This is a genomic window from Arthrobacter sp. Y3221087 (genome assembly GCF_059089905.1).
In genome coordinates, this window is the sequence record NZ_JBNHFE010000001.1 from 541,412 (window position 1) to 563,116 (window position 21,705).

At 66.3% G+C, this 21,705-nt stretch carries 20 protein-coding genes; 16 read left to right on the top strand and 4 right to left on the bottom strand.

All coding sequences use genetic code 11. The annotated features are described in order from the left end of the window. Positions 1-102 precede the first annotated feature (102 nt). The 4 genes from AC5RUO_RS02495 to AC5RUO_RS02510 all read left to right on the top strand — a co-directional run bounded on the left by AC5RUO_RS02495 (position 103) and on the right by AC5RUO_RS02510 (position 3,374). Positions 103-1,428 (top strand): glycoside-pentoside-hexuronide (GPH):cation symporter, encoded by a 1,326-nt coding sequence (locus tag AC5RUO_RS02495; protein WP_494102717.1) that lies wholly within the window; start codon positions 103-105, stop codon positions 1,426-1,428. Between the two features lie 235 nt (positions 1,429-1,663). Next, the gene (locus AC5RUO_RS02500; protein ID WP_494102718.1) at positions 1,664-2,773 is read left to right on the top strand and encodes a 3-deoxy-7-phosphoheptulonate synthase; all 1,110 of its coding nucleotides are present in this window, start codon (positions 1,664-1,666) and stop codon (positions 2,771-2,773) included. 141 nt (positions 2,774-2,914) lie between these two features. Beyond that, the gene (locus AC5RUO_RS02505) at positions 2,915-3,124 is read left to right on the top strand and encodes a helix-turn-helix domain-containing protein (protein ID WP_009356681.1); all 210 of its coding nucleotides are present in this window, start codon (positions 2,915-2,917) and stop codon (positions 3,122-3,124) included. A 151-nt stretch (positions 3,125-3,275) separates the two neighbouring features. Continuing rightward, positions 3,276-3,374 (top strand): 30S ribosomal protein bS22, encoded by a 99-nt coding sequence (locus tag AC5RUO_RS02510; RefSeq protein WP_003792170.1) that lies wholly within the window; start codon positions 3,276-3,278, stop codon positions 3,372-3,374. A 67-nt stretch (positions 3,375-3,441) separates the two neighbouring features. Here the strand turns inward: AC5RUO_RS02510 and AC5RUO_RS02515 are convergent, their stop codons facing one another. Further along, positions 3,442-4,260 carry an HAD family hydrolase gene (locus AC5RUO_RS02515; RefSeq protein WP_494009994.1) on the bottom strand — a complete coding sequence of 273 codons (819 nt, stop codon included), beginning with the start codon at positions 4,258-4,260 and terminating at the stop codon, positions 3,442-3,444. Positions 4,261-4,336: 76 nt separating this feature from the next. Between AC5RUO_RS02515 and AC5RUO_RS02520 the strand changes: the two genes are divergently transcribed. Continuing rightward, positions 4,337-4,591 (top strand): glutaredoxin family protein, encoded by a 255-nt coding sequence (locus tag AC5RUO_RS02520; RefSeq protein ID WP_494009995.1) that lies wholly within the window; start codon positions 4,337-4,339, stop codon positions 4,589-4,591. A gap of 92 nt (positions 4,592-4,683) precedes the next feature. Continuing rightward, positions 4,684-5,388, top strand: coding sequence for a redox-sensing transcriptional repressor Rex (locus AC5RUO_RS02525; protein WP_494009996.1), 705 nt, complete (start codon positions 4,684-4,686; stop codon positions 5,386-5,388). 57 nt (positions 5,389-5,445) lie between these two features. Here AC5RUO_RS02525 and AC5RUO_RS02530 read toward each other — a convergent pair whose 3' ends face one another. The 3 genes from AC5RUO_RS02530 to AC5RUO_RS02540 all read right to left on the bottom strand — a co-directional run bounded on the left by AC5RUO_RS02530 (position 5,446) and on the right by AC5RUO_RS02540 (position 7,520). Further along, positions 5,446-6,222: a hypothetical protein gene (locus AC5RUO_RS02530; protein ID WP_494009997.1), complete on the bottom strand. Its 777-nt coding sequence runs from the start codon at positions 6,220-6,222 to the stop codon at positions 5,446-5,448. A gap of 108 nt (positions 6,223-6,330) precedes the next feature. After that, positions 6,331-6,798, bottom strand: coding sequence for a hypothetical protein (locus tag AC5RUO_RS02535; RefSeq protein WP_494102719.1), 468 nt, complete (start codon positions 6,796-6,798; stop codon positions 6,331-6,333). 173 nt (positions 6,799-6,971) lie between these two features. Then, on the bottom strand, positions 6,972-7,520 hold the full coding sequence (locus tag AC5RUO_RS02540) for a YceI family protein (RefSeq protein WP_494009999.1): 549 nt from the start codon (positions 7,518-7,520) through the stop codon (positions 6,972-6,974). Between the two features lie 216 nt (positions 7,521-7,736). On the opposite strand from AC5RUO_RS02540, the gene AC5RUO_RS02545 reads away from it, so the two are divergent. The 10 genes from AC5RUO_RS02545 (at position 7,737) to AC5RUO_RS02590 (ending at position 21,698) form a co-directional block, all read left to right on the top strand. Beyond that, a complete protein-coding gene (locus AC5RUO_RS02545; protein ID WP_494010000.1) occupies positions 7,737-8,417 on the top strand; it encodes a histidine phosphatase family protein in 681 nt (226 codons plus the stop codon). Positions 8,418-8,419: 2 nt separating this feature from the next. After that, the gene (locus AC5RUO_RS02550; protein WP_205753955.1) at positions 8,420-9,061 is read left to right on the top strand and encodes a TlpA family protein disulfide reductase; all 642 of its coding nucleotides are present in this window, start codon (positions 8,420-8,422) and stop codon (positions 9,059-9,061) included. Positions 9,062-9,068: 7 nt separating this feature from the next. Beyond that, on the top strand, positions 9,069-9,824 hold the full coding sequence (locus AC5RUO_RS02555) for a cytochrome c biogenesis CcdA family protein (protein WP_494102720.1): 756 nt from the start codon (positions 9,069-9,071) through the stop codon (positions 9,822-9,824). Further along, the gene (gene resB / locus AC5RUO_RS02560) at positions 9,824-11,545 is read left to right on the top strand and encodes a cytochrome c biogenesis protein ResB (protein WP_494102721.1); all 1,722 of its coding nucleotides are present in this window, start codon (positions 9,824-9,826) and stop codon (positions 11,543-11,545) included. Before AC5RUO_RS02555 ends, resB begins: the two co-directional genes overlap by 1 nt. Next, positions 11,545-12,648 carry a c-type cytochrome biogenesis protein CcsB gene (ccsB, locus tag AC5RUO_RS02565; protein ID WP_494010002.1) on the top strand — a complete coding sequence of 368 codons (1,104 nt, stop codon included), beginning with the start codon at positions 11,545-11,547 and terminating at the stop codon, positions 12,646-12,648. The genes resB and ccsB overlap by 1 nt, the downstream gene beginning before the upstream one ends. A gap of 153 nt (positions 12,649-12,801) precedes the next feature. Then, positions 12,802-14,796, top strand: coding sequence for an Hsp70 family protein (locus tag AC5RUO_RS02570; protein ID WP_494102722.1), 1,995 nt, complete (start codon positions 12,802-12,804; stop codon positions 14,794-14,796). A 1-nt stretch (position 14,797) separates the two neighbouring features. Continuing rightward, on the top strand, positions 14,798-16,861 hold the full coding sequence (locus AC5RUO_RS02575) for a LuxR C-terminal-related transcriptional regulator (protein WP_494010004.1): 2,064 nt from the start codon (positions 14,798-14,800) through the stop codon (positions 16,859-16,861). A gap of 164 nt (positions 16,862-17,025) precedes the next feature. Beyond that, positions 17,026-18,198: an IniB N-terminal domain-containing protein gene (locus AC5RUO_RS02580; protein WP_494102723.1), complete on the top strand. Its 1,173-nt coding sequence runs from the start codon at positions 17,026-17,028 to the stop codon at positions 18,196-18,198. 114 nt (positions 18,199-18,312) lie between these two features. Beyond that, positions 18,313-20,202 carry a dynamin family protein gene (locus AC5RUO_RS02585; protein ID WP_494102724.1) on the top strand — a complete coding sequence of 630 codons (1,890 nt, stop codon included), beginning with the start codon at positions 18,313-18,315 and terminating at the stop codon, positions 20,200-20,202. Continuing rightward, positions 20,199-21,698: a dynamin family protein gene (locus AC5RUO_RS02590; protein WP_494010007.1), complete on the top strand. Its 1,500-nt coding sequence runs from the start codon at positions 20,199-20,201 to the stop codon at positions 21,696-21,698. The genes AC5RUO_RS02585 and AC5RUO_RS02590 overlap by 4 nt, the downstream gene beginning before the upstream one ends. The last annotated feature ends 7 nt before the right edge of the window (positions 21,699-21,705 follow it).

Sequence of the window (21,705 nt, forward strand, 5' to 3'; positions counted from 1 at the left end):
AAACGCCACGGATCCGGCGGTTCCTGTTTCTGCGGACGATTCTGGGGTAAGTTCCTTTCTGCGGCCGCGAGAAAACGGTTTCCGGCGCAGGGACAGGGATACATGAAACAACTGAGCAGGCTCGGCATTGTGGGCTACGGGGCCGGCGACGCCGCCAACAGCATGATTATCAGCACCGCGAACATGTTCCTGCTGGTCTATTACACGGACGTCGCAGGAATTGGTGCCGCTGCCGCCGGGACCCTGCTGGTGGTGGCGCGGGTGTTCAACGCCTTCACGGACATTGCTGCCGGACGCATCGTGGACCGCGTGCACAGCAGGCGGTGGGGCAAATTCCGGCCCTACCTGATGTTCGGCTTCATTCCGCTCCTGCTCAGTGCGGCGGTTTTCCACGTCCCTGACGCGGACCCTGGGGTGAAGCTGCTGTACGCGTACTGCACCTACGGCCTGGTGTGCCTGGCCTACAGCCTGGTGAACGTGCCCTACGGCTGCCTGGTGGGAGCAATGACCCAGGACCCGCGGGAACGGGCCCGGCTGGCCGGGGCCCGGACCATCGGCGGGCTGTCGGTGGGGGCAACGCTTGGCTTCTTCGTTGCCCCGCTGCTCGGCGCAGGCGGGGACATGCAGCAGATCTTCACGGTCATGACGCTGGTTTTCGCGGCTGTGGGGTCAGGGCTGTACGCGTTCACCGGGATTGCCTGCCGGGAACGGATCGCCGGCAGCGTTCCCAGCATTACGCTGCGCCAAAGTGTGGACGCGCTGAAAGCCAATTCCCCGCTGGTGGTCCTCTGCGTCAGTTCGGTGCTGTTCGTCACCGGCGCCAGCGCCACCGGAGCCGCACAGTTCTTCTACCTCCGCGATGTCCTGTCCCGGGTGGACCTGTTTCCGGTCATGGCGGCCGCGCAGGTGGCCATCACCCTGGTGCTCGCCATCGTGATGCCGCGCATCGTGGCCCGGTGGGGCAAGAAAGCTGTTTACGCGGCCGGTGGCTGCACCGGGGCACTGGGTGGCCTGCTGGTCTTCCTGGTTCCGGCAACCCTGCCTTGGCTTGCCGTTGCAGGCATCGTGCTGGCCATGCTGTCGTCCGCGTCGGTGGGCATTGTGACCTGGGCTCTGATTGCCGACACCGTGGAGTATGGCGAGTGGAAGACCGGCGTGCGCGTGCAGGGCATCAACTATGCGCTCCTGGCGGCAACCCGGAAGCTGGGCATGGGCTTCGGCGGGGGAGTGGTGGCCTTCTCCCTGGCCTGGGGCGGCTATGCCTCAGCGGCTGCGGCGCAGTCGGACGCTGCCGTCTTTGCCATCAGGGCCGCCGCGGGACTGCTGCCCGGCGCACTGACCCTGGCAGCAGCGGCAGCAATGTACTGGTACCGCCTCACCGATAAGAGGCACGCGGAGCTGGTGGCAGGCCTTCAGGAATCGCGCTAGCTGGGGTGGAATGTGACGCAGCCGATTTTGCAGTCCTGTCCGGCGGGGTTATGGTCTTTCCCATGACTAACCGTTGGTATGCGTATTTTTCGTTGGCTCTGGAGGGGCCCGCGTCTAACTGACACGCATCCGACCACCTTCAGAGCCAACAGGGCAGAGATCATTCTCTGCCCTTCGCCGTTTCTCCGGCGGGTTCTGAACTGGGCCCGCTCCCCATCTGGAACAGGACCCGAACATGAGCGCCGCAACAGCAACAGCCGCAAAATCCACCTCGAACCTGCGGGTCAGCGAATTCACTGCGCTGCCCGCCCCTTCCGAACTCATCGCAGAACTTCCCCTGGACGCCCGCGTGGCGGACGTCGTCGAACGCGGACGCGATGAAGTCCGCGCCATCATGGACGGCGTTGACGACCGCCTGCTGGTCATCGTGGGCCCCTGCTCCATCCATGACCCCAAAGCAGGGCTGGAATACGCCCGCCGGCTGGTCAGCCAGGCCGAGAAGCACAAGGCAGACCTGCTGATCGTCATGCGGACCTACTTCGAAAAGCCCCGCACCACCGTGGGCTGGAAGGGCCTGATCAACGATCCCCGGCTGGACGGCAGCCACGACATGGTCACCGGCCTGCGGACCGCCCGGCACTTCCTGCAGCGGGTCACAGCCCTGGGGCTGCCCACCGCCACCGAATTCCTCGAGCCCATCAGCCCGCAGTACATGGCGGACCTGATCTCCTGGGGTGCCATCGGGGCGCGCACCACGGAAAGCCAGATCCACCGGCAGCTCGCGTCCGGCCTGTCCATGCCCATCGGCTTCAAGAACGGGACCGACGGCGACCTCCAGGTGGCCATCGATGCCTGCGGTGCATCCGCGGCGCCGCAGGCATTCCTGGGCATCGACGGCGAAGGCCGGGCGGCGCTGGTGGCCACTGCCGGCAACCCGGACACCCATGTGATTCTGCGCGGCGGGCGGAAGGGCCCCAACTACTCTTCAGCCGACGTCGAAGCCGCCTCGGCGAAGCTGGCCGGGAAGCAGCTGAACCCGCGGCTGATCGTGGACGCCAGCCACGCCAACAGCGGCAAGAGCCACCACCGGCAGGCAGAGGTGGCGCTCGAAATCGGCGCACAGCTTGAGGACGGCGGCACCTCCGCCCAGGCCATTGCCGGCGTCATGCTGGAGAGCTTCCTGGTGGGCGGGGCCCAGAACCTGGATGTTGCCGAGCACGCGGCGGCCCGGGACGAGCTGGTGTACGGCCAGAGCGTCACCGACGCCTGCATGGAGTGGGACGTGACCGCGTCGGTCCTGGACCAGTTGGCGGCGTCTGCACGGAAGCGCCGGGCGGTGAAATAGGGGAGCGCACTACTTTCACATCTGCCACAGGAACATCTAGAGTATCTAGGTAGGTGGTTGGTGGATGGCTCAGCATCGGAACACCGCATTGGCATGTACCTGGGGTCACTGTTGTCCATCCGTCAGCAAAGGAATAGGGAAATGTCGGAACAGAACTTCTCCAACGCGAAGTTCCTCACCGTGGCTGAAGTAGCCCAGGTCATGCGCGTCTCCAAAATGACTGTGTACCGCCTGGTGCACTCCGGCGAAATGCCCGCGGTGCGCTTTGGCCGCTCCTACCGGGTCCCCGAGAACGCCGTCGAGCAGTACCTCAAGGGTGCTGTGGTGGAGGGCCACACCGAGACCGCCTGAGGAGGCCTGTCAAAGGCCGCTCCGGATAGGCGGTACCCTGTTAAGGAACGATTTACGTCATTGTAAGAATCTGTCAGTTGTTCAGTTCGTAGCTTCGTCCACGGACCCGTTCCAGCAGGCAGGTACTGCATCTAGTTTGTAAGGAACTTTCGTGGGTTCAGTAATTAAGAAGCGTCGCAAGCGTATGGCCAAGAAGAAGCACCGCAAGCTGCTTCGCAAGACCCGTCACCAGCGCCGCAACAAGAAGTAGTAATACTTCGAACAGCGTGAATGCCCGTCGCCTTCCAGGCGGCGGGCATTTCTTTGCTCCCGGCTACCTAGATGCGCGGGCCGCGGATGCGGGCGAAGCCCTTCCACAGGCCGTAGACCGCCCCGCCGGCGGTGGCTGCCTTGAGGCCGAACGTTGCGGCGCGCCGTCCCGCCCGGAAATCGTAGACGGGCCAGTTGTTGTCGCGGGCGTGGCGGCGGAGCCGGACGTCCGGATTAATCGCAACGGGATGGCCCACCAGCGAGAGTAGTGGGATGTCGTTATAGGAATCGCTGTAGGCCCAGCAGCGCTTGAGGTCCAGGTCCTCGGCGTCGGCGATGGCCCGGACTGCCACGGCCTTGGCGGACCCGTGCAGGATGTCGCCCACCAGGCGGCCGGTGTACATGCCCTCCGATATTTCGCCCACGGTGCCAAGCGCGCCGGTGAGGCCCAGGCGGGTGGAAATTACCGTTGCCACCTCGATGGGGGTGGCCGTGACCAGCCAGACACGGCGGCCCACCCGCAGGTGTTGCTCTGCCAGCGCCTTGGCTCCGGGCCAGATCCGTGACGCGATCATCTCGTCGTACACTTCCTCGCCCAATGCCTTGATGTCATCGACGGTGATGCCGGCGGCCAGGGTCAGGGCGGAATCACGGACGGCATGGACGTCGTCGATATTCTCGCCCCGGGCCATGAACTTCAACTGCTTCCACGCGAAGCCGGCGGCCTGGGCCATGGTGAAGGCGCCGCGCTGGTGCATCTTGCGCGCCACGTGGAACAGGCTGGCCCCGCGCATGAGCGTGTTGTCCACGTCGAAGAAGGCCGCCTCGCCCGGTTGTGGCGCAGCAACCGGCTTGGTGACTACGGCAACGTACTTCTCCTCGGGCATGGACTCGAGTCTAGTCAATCCAATAGGACGAAGCCGTCGGCGTGCCCGGCACCGCGAACGGGGCTACGGTTAACCCATGGCCATCCCCCGCGTCGTCCTCCTTACCAAAGCCAACTGCCACCTTTGTGAGGAAGCGCGCGACGCCGTTGCGCGGGTCACCGCCTCGCTGGGCCTTGAGTGGACGGAAGAGTTGGTGGACCAGCAGCCGGAGCTGCGGGAACGCTACGGGGAGGAGATACCGGTGGTGCTGGTGGACGGGGTGCAGCGCGACTTCTGGAAGATCGACGAAGCCCGCCTGGAACGCGTCCTCCAGCGCGCCATGGCGCAGTAACGGGGGAGCGTTGCGGTTGATTGCACCTGCTTTGTGGGCACCGGCGGGAGGGCTCTAGAGTGGAGTCACAACGCGACTCAAGGGAGGGGCTGGTGACTTCGCTGGACTCGACTCCCAAGGCTGTCCCGGATCTTCCGGGCGCCGCGGGCACCCCGGCCAAACAGATTCCGCCCGCAGCCGTGGCCCGGCTGACGCTCTACCTGCGCGCCCTGAACACCCTGCTTGCCGACGGAGTGGAGCGCGTCTCCTCCGAGTCCCTCGCCGAAGCCTCAGGCGTCAGCTCCTCCACACTGCGCAAGGACCTGTCCCATGTGGGCTCCTACGGCACCCGCGGAGTGGGTTACGAGGTGCAGTACCTCAGCCGTCATATCGCGGCTGCCCTTGGCCTCACCCACGACTGGAAAGTGGCGATAGTCGGCGCCGGCAACCTGGGCAAGGCCCTGGCACGCTACGGTGGCTTCGAATCCCGCGGGTTCGACGTCGTGGCCATTTTTGACGCGGACCCGATGGTGGTGGGCAACGAAGTGGGATGGCTGCGCGTCAGCGATGTTGCGGACCTGGAAAAGGTCCTGCACCGCACCGGAGCCAACATGGTGGTGCTGGCGCTCCCGGCGGCGGTGGCCCAGGACGTATGCGACAGGGTGGTGGCCGCCGGCGTGCACAGCGTGCTGAGCTTCGCCCCTGTCATGCTGCAGGTTCCCGAAGGGGTCAATCTGCGCAAGGTGGACATGGCCACCGAACTGCAGATCCTGGCCTACCACGCGCAGCGGGCGCAGGCTCCGGGGCAGACTGCCTAGGTACAGAAAACGGCCCCGGATGCATTGCGCTTCCCGGGCCGCTTTCGTTAGCAGGTATTACCGGCCGTACGGGTTTCCAAAGCCGCCGCCGTACGGGTTGGTGAACGGCTGCTGCTTCCGGAAATAGGGAGCAGCAGCGGGCAGGTACAGCAGCACGATGGCGGCGATCCCCAGCAGGGTGCCCAGGGTTCCGATAGTGGGCGGACCGAACAGCCCGAAGATGGACAGGGCCGCGAACACCGTGCCCAGGATGCGGGCCCAGTTCTTGCCCTTGCGGACGAAGAAGGCCACCAGCAGGTACAGGCCTGCGCCGATGATGGCGAACACCACCAGGGTGCCGGCGATGATGCCCTTGATGTCCTCGTACGTGACTCCCGTGGCGCCGCCGGCTTCCATCTGGTCCTCGAAGGTCTGGCGGAACAGCGGGTCATCCAGCTGGGTAAGGCCCGTCAGCAGGGAGACCACGAAGATTACCGCGGACGCAATCAGCAGCCAGAAGGAAATGTTGACGAGCTGGGGCACGCCATTGGCGCCGGAAGGCTGCGGCTGCTCCGACGGGTACTGGGCGTACGGGGACTGGCCGTAGGACGACTGGCCGAACGGCTGCTGGCCGTAGCCGGGAGCCTGCGGCGGGTTCTGCCCGTACTGCGGTGCGTTTTGTCCGTACTGCGGCGCCGACGGCGGCTGGGAACCATACTGCGGCGCGTTCTGCCCGTACTGCGGCGGGTTTTGGCCGTACTGTGGAGCGTTTTCGCCGTAGCGGGGCTGGCTGCCGGGCTGGTTTCCGGACTGGTCATCGTTGGGTACGGGCGGCGGGACTGGAGGAGTGCTCATGAGCGGTCCTTCTGCAGGTCGGATTCCAGGGAGGCTGCCGGGAGCGGTCCTGCGCCGACCCCCAGCAAGGCTTAAGTCCACCGTACCCCCGGGCTGCCGCCTTGTGGGTCATTCTGGCGAGGTATTCCGCCCGGTGGCGGCGGCGAACCAGGCCTGCGCATTCGGCCGCCACATCAGTACTGATGCCGCCAGGCTGACCAGGAAGGCTGTCCAGTTTCCTGCACCCTGCCCAATGCCCGATGCCGTATTAACTCCGGCCAGGACCAGGGTGATCCCGGCAAGCACCGTCAGGGCCACCCGCGCCCAGTTCCGGCCGGCTTTCATCTTGACCGCGAAAACCATCTGCGCGGCCCCAACGGCGGCGGCCAGCAGCATCAGGGCGACGACGGCTGCAGCGGCCGCGGGCGCGGCGGCAAACAGCACCAGGGATGCCAGCATCCCCAGGAGCCCGCCCATCACGGCAAGGACCCCGCCCACGAACCAGATCCAGAATGAGACCTTGATTTCGACGGGCCGGCCGGCGACGGAAAATAGCGCCCCCAAGCCGCCCTGCGGCAGGCGGGAAGAGTTGGTCATGGCGTTCACTGTAGTCCTGCCCGGCGGCGTCGCGGCCAGGCTCGGTAGGCAGGGACTGCTCCCCGTGCAAGGGGCGACGGCTTCACTGCGCAGGCCGGGGCGACGAACGCCATTAAGACGGAAACCTCCGGCACCGGGCCATTGGCCAGTGCCGGAGGTGGTTCCGGGGCTGCTTACGCGGCGGGAGCGATGAAGGCCAGTTCCAGGTTGATGGCAACCTTGTCGCTGACCAGGACACCGCCGGTTTCCAGGACGGCGTTCCAGGTGAGGCCGAAGTCCTTGCGGCTGATGGTGGTCTCGGCGGAAACACCGGCGCGGGTGTTGCCGAACGGATCAACGGCTACGCCGTTGAATTCGGTCTCCAGTGTCACCGGGCGGGTGACGCCCTTGATGGTGAGGTCGCCGTTCAGTTCGTAGCTGTTGCCCTTGGCGACCAGGCCGTTGGAGACGAAGGAGATTTCCGGGAACTTCTCCACGTCGAAGAAGTCCTCACCCTTGACGTGGCCGTCACGGTTCGCGTCGCCGGAGTCGAAGCTGGCGGTGTTGATGGTGGCCTCGATCCTGGCCTCGGCCACATCCTCCGCGAGCTGCAGGGTGGCGGCGGCTTCGGTGAACTGGCCGCGGACCTTGCTGATGCCTGCGTGGCGGACGGTGAAGCCGATCTCGCTGTGGGAGTTGTCGAGGGTCCAGGTGCCGGTGGTGATGTCTGCGGGAAGTGCCATGGTGATGCTCCTTGATTCTGGCGTGCCGGGGTGACGGTTGCGTTGAACCTTCATCTGTTGAAGCCTCAACTATCTTGCTGCATCCAGTATAAACATGCATTTGCATCTTTTGTTCCCGGCCTCGGAACATTTCTTCAAAAACTTCAGTTCTACTCTTTGTAGAAAGCATGTGCGGAAGATTTCGGATCGCACGCCATCTTTGAGAAACTGGTAAACATGCCCCAAGCCACTGTCCATCTGCTCCGCCATGGCGAAGTCCACAATCCGGACGGCGTCCTGTATGGAAGGCTGCCCGAATTCCACCTGTCCGAACTCGGGCGGGAGATGGCCCGCATGCTCGCCGAGCACTTTCGGCAGCGCGTGGAAAACGGTGCCCGGATCACCTACCTGGCCGCTTCGCCGCTGGACCGGGCCCAGGAAACGGCGGCTCCCACCGCGGAGGCGCTGCGCCTGCATATCCACACCGATGAGCGGATCATCGAGGCCGAAAACTATTTCGAGGGCATGAAGGTCAGCAAGGCCGAGTTGCGCCGGCCCAAGCACTGGCCCCGGCTGGTCAACCCCCTGCGCCCGTCCTGGGGCGAGCCGTACAAGCAGCAGGCCTCGCGGGTGATGGCGGCAGTCCAGGAAGCCCGTCTTCACGCCATCGAACTGGCGGACGGCGATTTCGGCGTGTCCGGCCCCGAGGCAATCATGGTCAGCCACCAGCTTCCCATCTGGGCAACCCGCCTCAACGCCGAGGGCAAGCCGCTGTGGCATGACCCGCGGAAGCGCGAATGCACCCTGACATCCATCACGTCGCTGGTGTTCGACGACGACGGCACGCTCCTGCGCGTCCAGTACAGCGAACCAGCGGCGTCCCTTCTTCCCGGTGCCGCCAGCACCCCTGGAGCCTAGTAGTGACCGACAGCAATTTCAGGAACACCCCGGCAGGCAAAGGGCCCGTCAGTTCCCGCCGCAGCGTCCTCGCTGCCGGTGGCCTGGCCCTGACCGCCCTGACCGTGGGCCTGTCCGGTTGCGCCCAGGAGGACGCCCTGGCGCAGCAGGCGAAGGCCGGGGACAACAAGAACTATGTGGCCGGGGACGGTTCCGTCACGGAGTTCGCCGCGGCGGACCGCAAATCGGCCGTCCAGATCAACGGCACGCTCTTCAACGGCACGGCAGTGGCACCGGCTGATTTCCAGGGCAAGGTGACGGTATTGAACTTCTGGTTCGCCGCCTGCGCCCCGTGCCGGGTTGAAGCGCCCATCCTGGAGGAGCTCCACCAGGAGTTCAAGGACCAGGGCGTGCAGTTCTTCGGCGTCAACCTCCGCGACGAGAAGGCCACCGCCGAGGCGTTCGACAAGACGTTCAACCTGACCTATCCCAGCTTCGACGACAAGGACGGCGGGGTCCTGCTCGCCGTGTCCGGACTGGTCCCGCCGGGGGCCGTACCCACCACGCTGGTGTTGGACAAGGAGGGGCGCGTGGCGTCCCGCGTCCTGGGGGAGATCCAAAAGGGCACCCTCAAGGCCCTCATCACCGCAGCCGTGGCAGAGTAGCGGACCCGTGAACAGTCCCTTCGCCGAAGCCATCCTGAGCGGCTCGCTGCTCCTGGCCATTCCCGTGGCCCTGCTCGCGGGACTGGTTTCCTTCCTTTCGCCCTGCGTCCTGCCCCTGGTCCCCGGCTACCTGGGCTACGTCACGGGCCTCAGCGGCGTGGACCTGCAGAAACAGAAGCGTGGCCGCATGCTGGTGGGCATCGGGCTGTTCGTCCTGGGCTTCTCCGTGATCTTCGTGCTCCTGGGCGGTGCTTTCGGCCAGTTGGGAACCCTCATCACCGGCTCCCAGAATGCCTGGATCACCCAGCTGCTTGGCCTCCTGGTGATCGTCATGGGCGTGGTGTTCATGGGCGGTTTCAGCTGGCTGCAGCGCGATGCGAAAATCCATGCCAAGCCGCCGGCAGGCCTGTGGGGCGCGCCGCTGCTGGGCCTGACCTTCGGGCTGGGCTGGGCACCCTGCATCGGCCCCACCTACTCCGCCGTGCAGCTGCTGAGCCTCTCCGGCGGTTCCTCCGCCGCCAAGGGTGCGTTCCTCGCCTTCGTCTACAGCCTGGGGCTGGGGATCCCGTTCCTGCTGATCGCCCTCGCCCTGCGCCGCGGCATGGGCGTGATGGCGTTCTTCCGCAGGCACCGCCTGGCCATCCAGCGCATCGGCGGCGGCATCCTGGTGGTCCTGGGCCTGCTGATGGCCACCGGGGTGTGGGGAGCCTGGGTGACTGAGTTGCAGTACTGGTTCCAAACCGACGTGAAGTTGCCAATCTGATGAGCGAGCGTGTGAACGTAGAGAAGAAGTCCCCAGCCGAGGCCGGCGGCAACGAGCCCGGCGCCAAAGTGCTGGAGGCCAAGGCCGGCGCCGCGCTGCCCGCCCTGGGCCCCAAGGAAATGCTGCGCTGGGCGTGGACCCAGCTGACCAGCATGCGGACGGCCCTGTTCCTGCTGCTGCTCCTGGCTGTCGCTGCGGTCCCGGGCTCGCTCTTCCCGCAGCGCCCGGCCAACCCGGCCGTGGTGACCCAGTACATCAAGGACAACCCGGACTACGGCAAGCTGCTGGACTCCCTCCAGCTCTACGACGTGTATTCCTCGGCATGGTTCTCTGCCATCTACCTGCTGCTGTTCATCTCCCTCATCGGCTGCGTGGTGCCCCGCGCCATCGCCCATTACAAGGCGATGCGCTCCCAGCCGCCGCGCACCCCCAAGCGACTCTCCCGCCTGCCCGAGTACGGCACACTGGTCATTCCCGCCTCCGCGGGAATCCCGGCGTCGGACGCCATCCATGGTGCCGCCGGGCTGCTGCGGAATCGCGGCTACCGCGTTGAAGTGAGGGACGACGACGGCGCGCGGCCGTCTTTGGGTGCCGAACGCGGCTTCCTGAAGGAAGTGGGCAACCTCGTCTTCCATACCTCCCTGATCGGCGTGCTGGTTTCGGTGGCAATTGGAGGACTGTTCGGCTACAGCGGCCAGCGGATCCTCGTGGAGGGCGACACCTTCGTCAACACCCTGGTGGGCTACGACCAGTTCAACCCGGGCACCAACTTCCAGTCCAGCCAGCTGCAGCCGTACTCCATCCAGCTGGACAAGTTCGACATCACCTTCGACCGGGAGTCCCAGGGCAAGTTCGGCCAGCCCATCGACTTCGCCGCCGCCGTGACCACCCGGGAAAACCCGGACGCGCCCGCCAAGCAGGAGACCCTGAAGGTGAACGACCCCGTCACCCTGGGCGGCACCAGCATCTACCTCACCGGCAACGGGTACGCGCCTGTGGTGACCATCCGGGACGGGGAGGGCAACATCGCCATGCAGGGGCCCGTGGTGGCCAAGCTGCAGGGGGATAATTACTACTCGTCCGTGGTCATCAAGGTCCCCGATGCAAAGCCGGACCAGCTGGGCTTCGCAGGCTTCTTCCTCCCCACCGCGTTCGTCACGGATGAGGGCGTGTCCTTCAGCGGGGACCCGGAGCTCTTCAACCCGCAGCTGACCCTGAACTCCTACTTCGGAGACCTTGGCCTGGACGACGGCGCTCCGCAGAACGTCTTCGAGCTGGACGTGGAGGACCTGACGCCGCTGAACGCCCGCAACCTTGACGTCGGCGGCATCACCCTGGCGCCCGGAACCTCCCACACCCTGCCCGACGGCAAGGGCAGCATCAGCTTCGACGGCGTGAAGCGCTACATCGGCGTGGACATCCACCACAATCCCGGCCAGCTGTACGCCCTGATTTTTGCGCTGCTCGCAGTTGCCGGCCTGATCCTCTCCCTGTACGTCAACCGCCGCCGGGCCTGGGTGCGCACCGGCACCCACGAAGACGGCCGGACCATGGTGGAGTACGGGCTCCTGGCCCGCGGCGAGGACCACCGCCTGGCCGCCGAGGCTGCCACCCTCCGCAAGCTGTTCTCCACCGAATGGCGGCTGCCAGGGGACGCGCCTGCCGAACCTTCTTCCGTAACCACCCCAGCAGGCCCCTCCGGGCCCGAAAAGGACCAGTAATGCCGTTCGGAATCAACGAGACCATGGGCCAGTACAGCGAGCTCTTCATGCTGCTGGCGGCGGGCACCTACACGGTTGCCTTCATCGCCTTCGCCTGGGACCTCGCCAAGAGCAGCAAGGCGCTGCGGGCCATCGACCTTAAGGCCGCGCAGGCTGAAGAAGCAGTCAAAGTTCCGGTAGCAGCCGGGGCAGGGGCAGAGTCCTCAGCTGCCGGATCCCGTCCTGATGAGGCTCGCCTTGGCGGGCCGGCAGGCCGGGCCGAGCGGCCGTCGTCGTCCACGGCCAAAGCGGCCGGGGCCGGGGGAGTGGTCACGGCCGACGCCGACATGAAGTACGCGGCCGAGCGCCGCGCTCCCGCGCGGGTAGCGGTGGCCCTGACCGTCCTCGGTGCGCTGATCCACGGTGCGGGCGTGGTGACCCGGGCGCTTGGCGCCGGGCGCGTGCCGTGGGGCAACATGTACGAGTTCCTGACTACCGGCGCGTTCGTGGCGATTGCCGTGTTCCTCCTGGTCCTGGTCCGGCGGGACCTCCGGTTCCTGGGAACGTTCGTGGTGGGCCTGGCCATCATCATGCTGGTGGCTGCCTCTGTGGCCTATTGGACACCGGTCGGGCACCTGGTTCCCGCCCTGCAGAGCTACTGGCTGATCATCCACGTCTCCATCGCTGTGCTCTCATCAGCGCTGTTCACGCTGACCTTCGCCATGTCCGCCCTGCAGCTGGTCCAGTCCCACCGGCAGAAGACGGTGGCTGCGGGCGGCGCGGACAAGCTCGGCTTCATGCGCCTGGTGCCCTCCGCGCTCAGCCTGGAGAACCTGTCCTACCGGATCAACGCCATCGCGTTCATCGGCTGGACCTTCACGCTGATGTTCGGCGCCATCTGGGCGGAGAAGGCCTGGGGACGCTTTTGGGGCTGGGACACCAAGGAAGTCTGGACGTTCGTCATCTGGGTGGTCTACGCCGGCTACCTGCACGCACGGGCCACCCGCGGCTGGACCGGCAACAGGGCGGCCTGGCTCTCGATCGTGGGCTACCTCTGCGTGATCTTCAACTTCACCATCGTGAACCAGTTCTTTAACGGCCTCCACTCCTACTCGGGCCTCTGAGCAGGGGATTCTCCGGAAAGCCCGGGGTGGCCTAGGCAAATAACAAATCGATGTAGCAATGGGGGTGTTCCCGGTCCGCCGGTGATGCTACGTTGGTGACGTTCGCCCGTGATGAAGTTTGCAGGCGAAACGCAAGTTTGCCTGAGGTACCCCATGAGCTACGTTCTCGCCATTGATGTCGGGACCAGTTTCACGGCAGCCGCCGTTGTCCGTTTTCAGCAGGGGATCAAACCCATTCCGGAGTGCCTTCCGCTGGGTCTTCGCGGGTCTGCCGTGCCATCCGTGGTGTACTACCCGGAGGAGGGCCCCATCCTGGTGGGGGAGGCAGCAGAGCGCCGCGGCCTCGATTCCCCCGGCCGCGTGGTGCGGGAGTTCAAGCGCCGGATTGGCGATTCCGTGCCGATTTCCGTGGGCACGTTGTCCCTTCCGCCCGAAGACGTCTTCGCCACCATGGCGCGCTGGGTGGCGGACCGGGCAGCGGAACGGGAGGGGGAGCCGCCGTCGGAAGTCATCCTGACCCACCCTGCCGCCTGGGGCAGCCACCGCACGTCCGTGGTCCGGGACGCCCTAGCCGCCCACGGCCTGCCAAACGTCACGCTGCTGACCGAGCCCGAAGCGGCTGCGCTGCACTACGCATCGCAGGTCCGGGTGGAGGATGGCAGCACGGTGGCCGTCTACGACCTCGGTGGCGGGACCTTCGATACCGCTGTCCTCCGCAAAACCGGCAGCAACCGGTTCGCGGTGCTGGGACGGCCGGAAGGCATTGAGGACCTCGGCGGCGCCGACTTTGACGCCGCAGTATTCCGCTTCGTGGCAGGGAACACCGGCGAAGCCATGGCCGGCCTCGACGCCGAAGACCCGAATGTGCTCGCGGCGCTGGCCCGGCTGCGGCGGGAATGCGTGGAAGCCAAGGAAGCCCTGTCCTCGGACAGCGAGGCCAGCATCTCCGTGCTCCTGCCTGGCCTCCAGCAGCAGGTCCGCCTGGTCCGGTCCGAGTTCGAGGCACTGATCGAGGAGCCGGTCCGCGATACCGTGGACGCCTTGGAACAGTCGCTGGCTCAGCTGGAGCTGGAACCTGCAGACCTCACCGCCGTCCTGCTCATCGGTGGTTCCTCCCGGATCCCGCTGGTGGCCCAGCTGATCTCCGAACAGCTGGACCGGCCCATCGCCGTCGATGCCGATCCCAAATCCTCCATCTGCCTCGGGGCCGCCGTGTCCGCGGTACTGGCACTGCCGGAGATTGCTCCCGCGGCGGCCGCGGAGCCGGAAGCCGCTGCCGCGGATTCCGCCGCAGAGGGAGCTCACCTGCCGGTCCGGCCGGCCAGCTGGTCCCGGAAGGGCCCGGCGGCGGATGCCGCTGCCGCCCATGGTCCCGGGCACGGACACCACGGCGGGGCGCATGCTCCCAAGCCGACAGTGCGGCTGACCGCCATCGCAGCCGCCGCCGCCATGTTCACCGTCCTCACTGCCACCGCTGCCCAAAGCCCGGAGGGTCTAAACAACCTCGCATCCATCTTCCAGCCAGGCGCAGAAGCCGCGCCCGGGGCGAAACCCGACGGCGGATCCGGCACGGGTGACGGAACCGGGGGAGCAGCTGGCGATGCTGCGGCGCCGCTGGCAGGCATCGAGGCCGGAGTGAAGAAGCCGGCACCGCCAAGCGCCGGAGTCGAGGTCGAGGCCTCGCCTACCAGCCGTCCCTCCGCCAGCGCAACCGCCGAGAGCGCGACCAGCGGACCATCCACCGGAGCCGCCACGGGTTCCGAGGCCGGCGCCAGTGCCGCCGCCGCAGGCACGGGCTCCGGAACCGGAAGCACGACGGCGGGTGGCACCACCGAGCCCACCGGCACCCCGACAGGTTCCGGGACCACCGAACCGGCGGCACCGGGAACAACAGAGCCGGCCGCGCCGGGCACATCTGACCCGCTGCCGTCCGACCCGGGAACCACCACGCCCCCGCCAGTAACGGAAGAACCAGAGCCTGCGGTCACGGATGAACCCACGAATGCGACTGAGGAACCGTCCCCGCCCGCAACTGAAGAGCCGCCTCCAGTGACGCAGGAGCCGGCACCGGTTACGGATGAACCGGTACAGACCACAACAGAAGCGCCGGCAGTGGAAACTGCCGCTCCGACGGAACCGGGGGCTTAGCATGTTGGGCGATCACACCGGGGCCGAGGAACCGGCATATGCGGAGCCGAACCACCAGGGGCAGCCGGCCCACGCCGCCGAACACATGGCCCGGCAGCTCAAGGGCGAGAACGCGGCCGTACGGGAGCTGCTGCTGGCGTTGTCCGTTGGCTTTACCCTTCCGGGACCGCTGCCTGCCGGCCTGCAGCGCAGGATCGACGGCGGCGAGGTGGACAGCCTGGATGTCCTGGTGCAACGCGCAGAGTCCGCAGGCCTGCTGACCACCGATGGCACGGTTGTGGGACAGGCACAGCATGCGTTGCTGACCGTTGCTCCCACCGCGAAAGTCCATGCGCTCCAGCGCGAACTGGTGTCCGCCTACGCCGCTGCCGGCCAGCCGCTGGGTGATGTGGCACGGGAATTGGCCCGTGGCGGCCTTGCCGATCCACGGGTGGCCCTGGAGCTGGAGCACGCTGCCAACAAGGCCTTGAACCACGATCCAGGGCTGGCCTACCAGCTGTACGGTGAAGCACTGCTGGCCGGTGCCGATGAGATTGCCACCGCCGCGCGGCGTGCCCAGGCCGCGGCGGGCGACGGCGACCTGGACACCGCCACGCGCATTATCGACACCCTCCTGGTTGAGGAGGACCCGCCGGACGTGCGCCGTGGTGCCGATGTCGCCGCCGCCGTCTGGGCCCAGCGCGGGATGCTGGCACGCGGCGCTGACATCTACAGCTGGCTGGGGTCCTCGCGGGTGGGGCAATCGGCGCCCCTCGCCGCCGTCGCCCTGCTTGGCTGCGGCAACCGTGCCGGCGCCGAGGCACTGTTCCGTGCGGACGCGCCGGCGGCTTCGCCCACGCTCCTGGCCACCACGCTCGCCCAGACCGGCAAGGGCCTCCTGGAGTCCCTTGCGGCTGATCCGCACCAGGGCCTCCCCCTCCTGATCCACGCCTCGGATATGCTCAACGCCGCCGGCACGGCGCTTCCCATGCCGGAGACACCCGCCGCGCTGGCCGCACTGGTGGCCCTGCACAGCGGGGAGCCGCATCTGGCCGAAACCGTCTGCCGTTCCGCGGCTGCGGCGGGCCAGGGCGGCAACGGGGCCAAGCCCCGGCTCTTCCTCTTGCAGGCATGGTCGGCGATGATGCAGGACAAACTCGAGGATGCCCGGCTCGCCATCAACGAGGCATCCAAAACGAACCACTGGCCGCTGGTGCCGCGGGACGAGTTCCTGTGCTCGGCACTTGAAGTTGGCCTAGCACGCCGCAACGGCGACGTTCCCGAACTACTCAAGGCCTGGGAACGGGCCCGCGAGGCGATGCTGCACACCGTCGTCGATCTTTACAGCCTCCTGCCGTGGGGCGAACTGATGATCGCTGCAGCCCGGCTCCGGGAAACCCGCCGGGTTGTGCACTATTTCGACGAGGCGAACCGGCTGCTCGGCCGCCTCGGTGATCCGCCTCTGTGGGCTGTGCCGTTCCACTGGGCGGCGGTCCAGGCAGCCATGCTCAGCGAGAGCCCGTCGGACCTCGCACCCCATGCCGCAGCCCTGGCCCGCGCGGCGAACCACAGCCATCTCGCGGCGGTGCTCGCCACCGCCGGCAAGGCATGGGTTTCCGTCCTGGCCAACAGGTTCAGTCCCGCCGAGGTTGAAGCGGCAGCACGAAGCCTGGGCAGGGTGGGAATGCCCTGGGAGGGTGCCCGGCTGGCTGGCCACGCTGCCGCGAAGGCGGAGGATCGCAAAGACATGGTGCGTCTGCTGTCCTGTGCCCGCGACCTCCATCCGCAGGGCAGCTCCGCGGGCGGGGGAAGCTCCGGCTCGGTCGAATCCGGTACCGCCCCTGCCGAGACGGGAAACGGCATGCATCCCGACGGGACGGGGCTCAGCGAGCGGGAAAAGGAAGTGGCCCGGCTGGTGCTTGAGGGCAAGACCTATCGGGAGATCGGCGAAGCCATCTACATCTCGCCACGAACGGCCGAACACCACATTGCCCGCATGCGCCGGCGCCTGGGAGCGGAGAACCGATCGGACCTGCTGGCCCGGCTGCGCGTAGCCCTGAACTCGGAGAATCCTCCTCTCGAGTGAACCCCTAATGCCCCTAACAGGGGGTGCGGCAGTTCCCCAGCAGGGGGACTGCTGGAAGGGGGAATCGGCCCGATGCCCGGTTCTGCACCCGGACCATACGTTTGATCCAAGCCCGGCAAGGAAGCTTGGCGGAATTCAACTCAGAGAAACCAGGGGACCATCAAATGACACTCGCAAACGACCTCGTACAGTTCCTGATGCACCTCTTCGGCGACCGCCAGGCCGCGCAGGACTTCCTGGATGATCCGGAGAAGGTCCTGGAAGACCATGGCCTTGGCCATGTTTGCTCGGCAGATGTTGACGCCGCGATGCCGGTTGTCCTGGACTACGCACCCATCACGGTCAACTCCCGGTTCGACCGCGAATACAACACCGGTGGCAACACCTCCTGGACCCGGGATAACGACGGCGGCAACCACGGTGGTGGCGGCAACCATGGTGGCGGCGGACACGGCGGCGGCCACCATGGCGGCGGACATGGTGGCGGCGGCCACCACGGTGGCGACGACCACGCCCATGCCGTCCAGCAGCTGCACCACGTGGTGAACAACTACTCGTACACCTCAACGGTTGATGACCGCGACAACATCGTTGACCAGTCGGTCAACCAGAACATCTGGGCCGACGGGGACGTCAAGCAGTGGTTCGACAACGATTCCGTGATCGCCTCCGGCGACCGTGCCGTTGCTGCCGGCGATGACGCCTACGTTAAGGATTCCAACAACATCGAGGATTCCTACAACACGGACAACTCTACGGATAACTCCACGGACAACTCGATCAAGGCCGGCGGCGACGTCAACATCGGCAACGAGGAAACCAACGTCGACGACTCCTTCAACACGGACGTGGACGTGGACGCCGACATCGACGATTCGTTCAACGACAACTCGGACAACTCGGACAACTCCATCGAGGACTCGTTCAACGACAACTCGGATCATTCCGACAACTCCACGGACAACTCGGTTGACGTTGACATTGACGATTCCTTCAACGACGAGAGCGTCGAGATCGACGAGTCCTTCAACGAGGACAAGTCCACGAACACCGACATCGACGTTGACTTCGAGGATTCCTTCAATGACAACTCGACCACGGAGACCAACACCACCGAGGTGGAAATCGAGGATTCATTCCAGGACAACTCCACCGATGTTGATGTCGACGTCGAGGACTCGTTCCAGGACAACTCGCAGACCGCCGTCCTTCAGGACAACATCATTGTCGCCGACAACGAACTCAGCTACTCGGAGGAGACCACCAACACCACCGAGATCGACACGGACATTGAGGTCGAAGACGTGAATGTGGCAGGGGACGACGTAACGCTCTAAGAGGCAACGCTGTAGCACACCGGAAGCAGCCCGGCAGGTGAACCCAGAACACCTGCCGGGCTCTTCCCAACCCATCCCACATTCCAAATCGGGACTCGAGGAAAAGGACACGCTGTGGCAGAAGAAGGACCGGCCAAACCCACTACCCCGGCGACGGCGGCGCAGCTTATCAAACTGGTGGAGCACGGCCTTCAACTGGTCAGCACCGGTGACCGGGCGGACCTCCGGAAGCGCCTGGACCAGACCCTGGGCAGGCTCAGGGACCCCAGCATCCGCGTCATCGTGGTGGGCGAGTTCAAGCAGGGAAAGAGCAAACTTATAAACGCCCTGGTCAGCGCCCCCGCATGTCCCGTGGATGATGATATTGCCACCTCGGTGCCCACCGTGGTCCGCTACGGCGACCCTGCATCGGCGTCCATCCTGGTTCCCAAAGCTGACAAGGACGGCGCCGACGAGGCCAGTGTGGAACGGCAGCCCATCCCGCTTGCCGACCTCCCGGCCTATGTTTCCGAGCATGGCAACCCGGGAAACAGCAAGAAGCTCGTGGCCGCGGAGGTCTGCCTGCCCCGGAAGATCCTGACCGGCGGGCTTACCGTCATTGACTCCCCGGGCGTTGGCGGGATGGGCTCGTCCCACACCCTGACCACCCTGACCGCGCTGCCCACCGCCGATGCCATGCTGCTGGTGTCGGATGCTTCACAGGAGTACACCGAACCTGAACTGCGTTTCCTCCGCCAGGCCATGCGGATCACCCCCAGCGTTGTTGGTGTCCTGTCCAAGACGGATCTGTACCCGGACTGGCGCCGGGTGGAAGAAACGGACCGTGCCCACCTGGGCAGGGTGGCTCCGGATATTCCGTTGTTCCCCGTGTCCTCAGACCTGCGGCTGGAGGCTGCGCGCCTGCAGGACAGCGAGTTGAACGCCGAATCCGGCTTTCCGGTCCTGATTACGCACCTTCGGAATGAGATCGTCGGAAAGGCCCAGCGCCTGCAGCGCCGTTCCGTCAGCCAAGACCTGCTCTCCGTTACCGAAAACCTTCGGCTCTCACTGCAGTCAGAGCTTGAAGCACTCGAAAACCCCGAGGGCACGCCCCGGATGATCGCCGAACTGGAAATGGCCAGGACCGAGGCGGACGAACTCCGCAAACGCTCGGCCCGGTGGCAGATCACCCTCAACGACGGCATCAGCGACCTCATTGCGGACATGGAATACGACCTAAGGGACCGCCTGCGCCGCATCCAGAGGGAAGCTGAGACTGCCATCGACCAGGGGGACCCGGGACCAAGCTGGAACGAGTTTTCCAAGTGGCTGGAGGAATGCGCCGCCGCCGCCATCTCGGACACCTTTGTGTGGACCAGCGAGCGGGCGCAGTGGCTGGCGGCCCAGGTTGCCGAGCACTTCGCCGCCGAGGAAGTGTCACTGCCGGTCATGCGCGTGTCCGATTCCGGTGACGCGCTGGATCCCGTGGACGCAATGCCGGACATGGACGACGGCCGCATCAACCCGATGCAAAAAGTGCTGATCGGCATGCGCGGCTCCTATGGTGGCGTGCTGATGTTCGGCCTTTTGACCGGCATCTTCGGCATGGCCCTGATCAATCCGCTCTCCGTTGGCGCCGGCCTGTTGCTGGGCCGCAAAGCGTACCGGGAGGACAAGGAGGCGCGGCTCAAGCGACGGCAGGGCGAAGCGAAGGCGCTGGTCAGGCGGCAAATCGATGACGTGACATTCCAGGTGGGCAAGCAGCTCAAGGACCGGCTTCGGCTGGTCCAGCGGTCCATCCGCGACCACTTCACCGAGATCGCGGAAGAACACCACCGCTCCCTGACCGATTCCGTGAGCGCAGCGCAGAAGGCTGCCACCACCTACGCGCTGGAGAAGGACGTCCGGATCAAGGACATCAGGGCCGAGCTCAAGAAAGTCGATGCCCTCCACCGGGCGGCAGAGGCGGTCGCTGCCGAGGTGGCAGCCGGCGCCCAGAAGCTCACGTCTGTGGGCGCAGGATGACCGGTTCAACCATTGACGGTGCCGCCGGCCTGGTCCAGGAGGCCCTGAAAGTTTACGGCGATGACCCGGCGGCTGCCGGGGTGCTGCGCAATTATGCCCGCAGGCTGGCCGAGCCCCTGCGGATAGCCATTGCCGGGATGGTGAAGGCGGGCAAGTCCACTCTGCTGAACGCCATCATCGGCGAGGAAATCGCGCCCACGGACACGGGCGAGTGCACCAGGATCGTCACGTGGTACCGCTACGGGCACACACCCCGCATCACCCTCCACCCCCGGGTCGGGGAACCCCGCATCCTGCCGCTCAAGCGCGTGGACGGCCGCCTGGTGTTCGTCCTGGGTGACGTGCAGGCGGAGGACGTGGAGCGGCTGGACGTGGAGTGGCCGTCGCCCACGCTGCGGACCATGACCCTGATCGATACGCCGGGCATCGCTTCCCTTTCCGAGGACGTGTCTGCCCGGTCCACGAGCTTCCTGACGCCCGGGGACACGCCGTCGGAAGCGGACGCGATCATCTACCTGATGCGCCACATGCACGCCTCCGACCTCCGGTTCCTCGAATCCTTTCGGGACACGGAGGCAGGCCGCTCCGGCACCGTCAATGCGCTCGCGGTCCTGTCCCGCGCGGATGAGGTAGGCGCAGGGCGCATCGATTCGCTGCTCTCGGCCGGGGAAATCGCCGAGCGGTACCGGCGGGACCACAACCTGCGGAAGCTGGCCCTGGGCGTGGTCCCCGTGGCCGGCCTCCTTGCCCAGAGCGCCCGCACCATGCGCCAGCAGGACTTTGCCGCCCTGCAGCTGCTGGCAGGCCTGGAGCGTGCCGACCGCGAAAAGATGCTGCTCTCTGCCGACCGGTTCGTCCGGTCCGCCGGACCGGAGGGCCTGACGGCGGAGGCCCGGGTTTCCCTGTTGTCCAGGTATGGATTGTTCGGTATCCGGCTGGCCGTCGTCCTGCTCCGGAACGGGTTCGACGAACCCACGCCGCTGGCTCACGAACTCGCCCGCCGCAGCGGCCTGGATCCGCTGCTGGAGCTGCTCAACCGCCAGTTCCAGGCCCGCGCCGAGGCGTTGAAGGCCCGGACCGCCCTGGTGGGGGTGGAATCCCTGCTGCGCACCTCCCCCCGCCCGGATACCGGGCAGCTGGCCGCCGCGCTGGAACGGTTGCAGGCCAATGCCCACGAGTTCCGGGAACTGCGGCTGCTGGCCACACTGCGGACTTCAGGCGTGCCTATCCGCCCGGAACTTGCAGCGGAGGCAGAAGGCCTGATCGGGGGCTGGGGCGCTGCGCCGCACGTCCGGCTGGGGCTGGGCGAGGACGCAAGCCCTGACGACGTGGCGGACGAGGCCCGCCGGTTCCTGCTCCGGTGGCGCTCGGTGGCCGAGAACCCGCTGACGGACCGCGCCGCGCTGGACGCCTGCAGGGTTGTTATCCGCAGTTGTGAGGGAGTGCTGGCGGAAGCATCCACCCGGCAGCGCCAGCCGCTTCGGCACTCCGCCTGAGCGGCCG

Bases quoted from the DNA above. Each gene is read 5' to 3' on its own strand.
- AC5RUO_RS02495 (WP_494102717.1), top strand. From the start codon at position 103: ATGAAACAACTGAGCAGGCTCGGCATTGTGGGCTACGGGGCCGGCGAC.
- AC5RUO_RS02500 (WP_494102718.1), top strand. From the start codon at position 1,664: ATGAGCGCCGCAACAGCAACAGCCGCAAAATCCACCTCGAACCTGCGG.
- AC5RUO_RS02505 (WP_009356681.1), top strand. From the start codon at position 2,915: ATGTCGGAACAGAACTTCTCCAACGCGAAGTTCCTCACCGTGGCTGAA.
- AC5RUO_RS02515 (WP_494009994.1), bottom strand. From the start codon at position 4,260: ATGCCCGAGGAGAAGTACGTTGCCGTAGTCACCAAGCCGGTTGCTGCG.
- AC5RUO_RS02520 (WP_494009995.1), top strand. From the start codon at position 4,337: ATGGCCATCCCCCGCGTCGTCCTCCTTACCAAAGCCAACTGCCACCTT.
- AC5RUO_RS02530 (WP_494009997.1), bottom strand. From the start codon at position 6,222: ATGAGCACTCCTCCAGTCCCGCCGCCCGTACCCAACGATGACCAGTCC.
- AC5RUO_RS02535 (WP_494102719.1), bottom strand. From the start codon at position 6,798: ATGACCAACTCTTCCCGCCTGCCGCAGGGCGGCTTGGGGGCGCTATTT.
- AC5RUO_RS02540 (WP_494009999.1), bottom strand. From the start codon at position 7,520: ATGGCACTTCCCGCAGACATCACCACCGGCACCTGGACCCTCGACAAC.
- AC5RUO_RS02545 (WP_494010000.1), top strand. From the start codon at position 7,737: ATGCCCCAAGCCACTGTCCATCTGCTCCGCCATGGCGAAGTCCACAAT.
- resB (WP_494102721.1), top strand. From the start codon at position 9,824: ATGAGCGAGCGTGTGAACGTAGAGAAGAAGTCCCCAGCCGAGGCCGGC.
- ccsB (WP_494010002.1), top strand. From the start codon at position 11,545: ATGCCGTTCGGAATCAACGAGACCATGGGCCAGTACAGCGAGCTCTTC.
- AC5RUO_RS02570 (WP_494102722.1), top strand. From the start codon at position 12,802: ATGAGCTACGTTCTCGCCATTGATGTCGGGACCAGTTTCACGGCAGCC.
- AC5RUO_RS02575 (WP_494010004.1), top strand. From the start codon at position 14,798: ATGTTGGGCGATCACACCGGGGCCGAGGAACCGGCATATGCGGAGCCG.
- AC5RUO_RS02580 (WP_494102723.1), top strand. From the start codon at position 17,026: ATGACACTCGCAAACGACCTCGTACAGTTCCTGATGCACCTCTTCGGC.
- AC5RUO_RS02590 (WP_494010007.1), top strand. From the start codon at position 20,199: ATGACCGGTTCAACCATTGACGGTGCCGCCGGCCTGGTCCAGGAGGCC.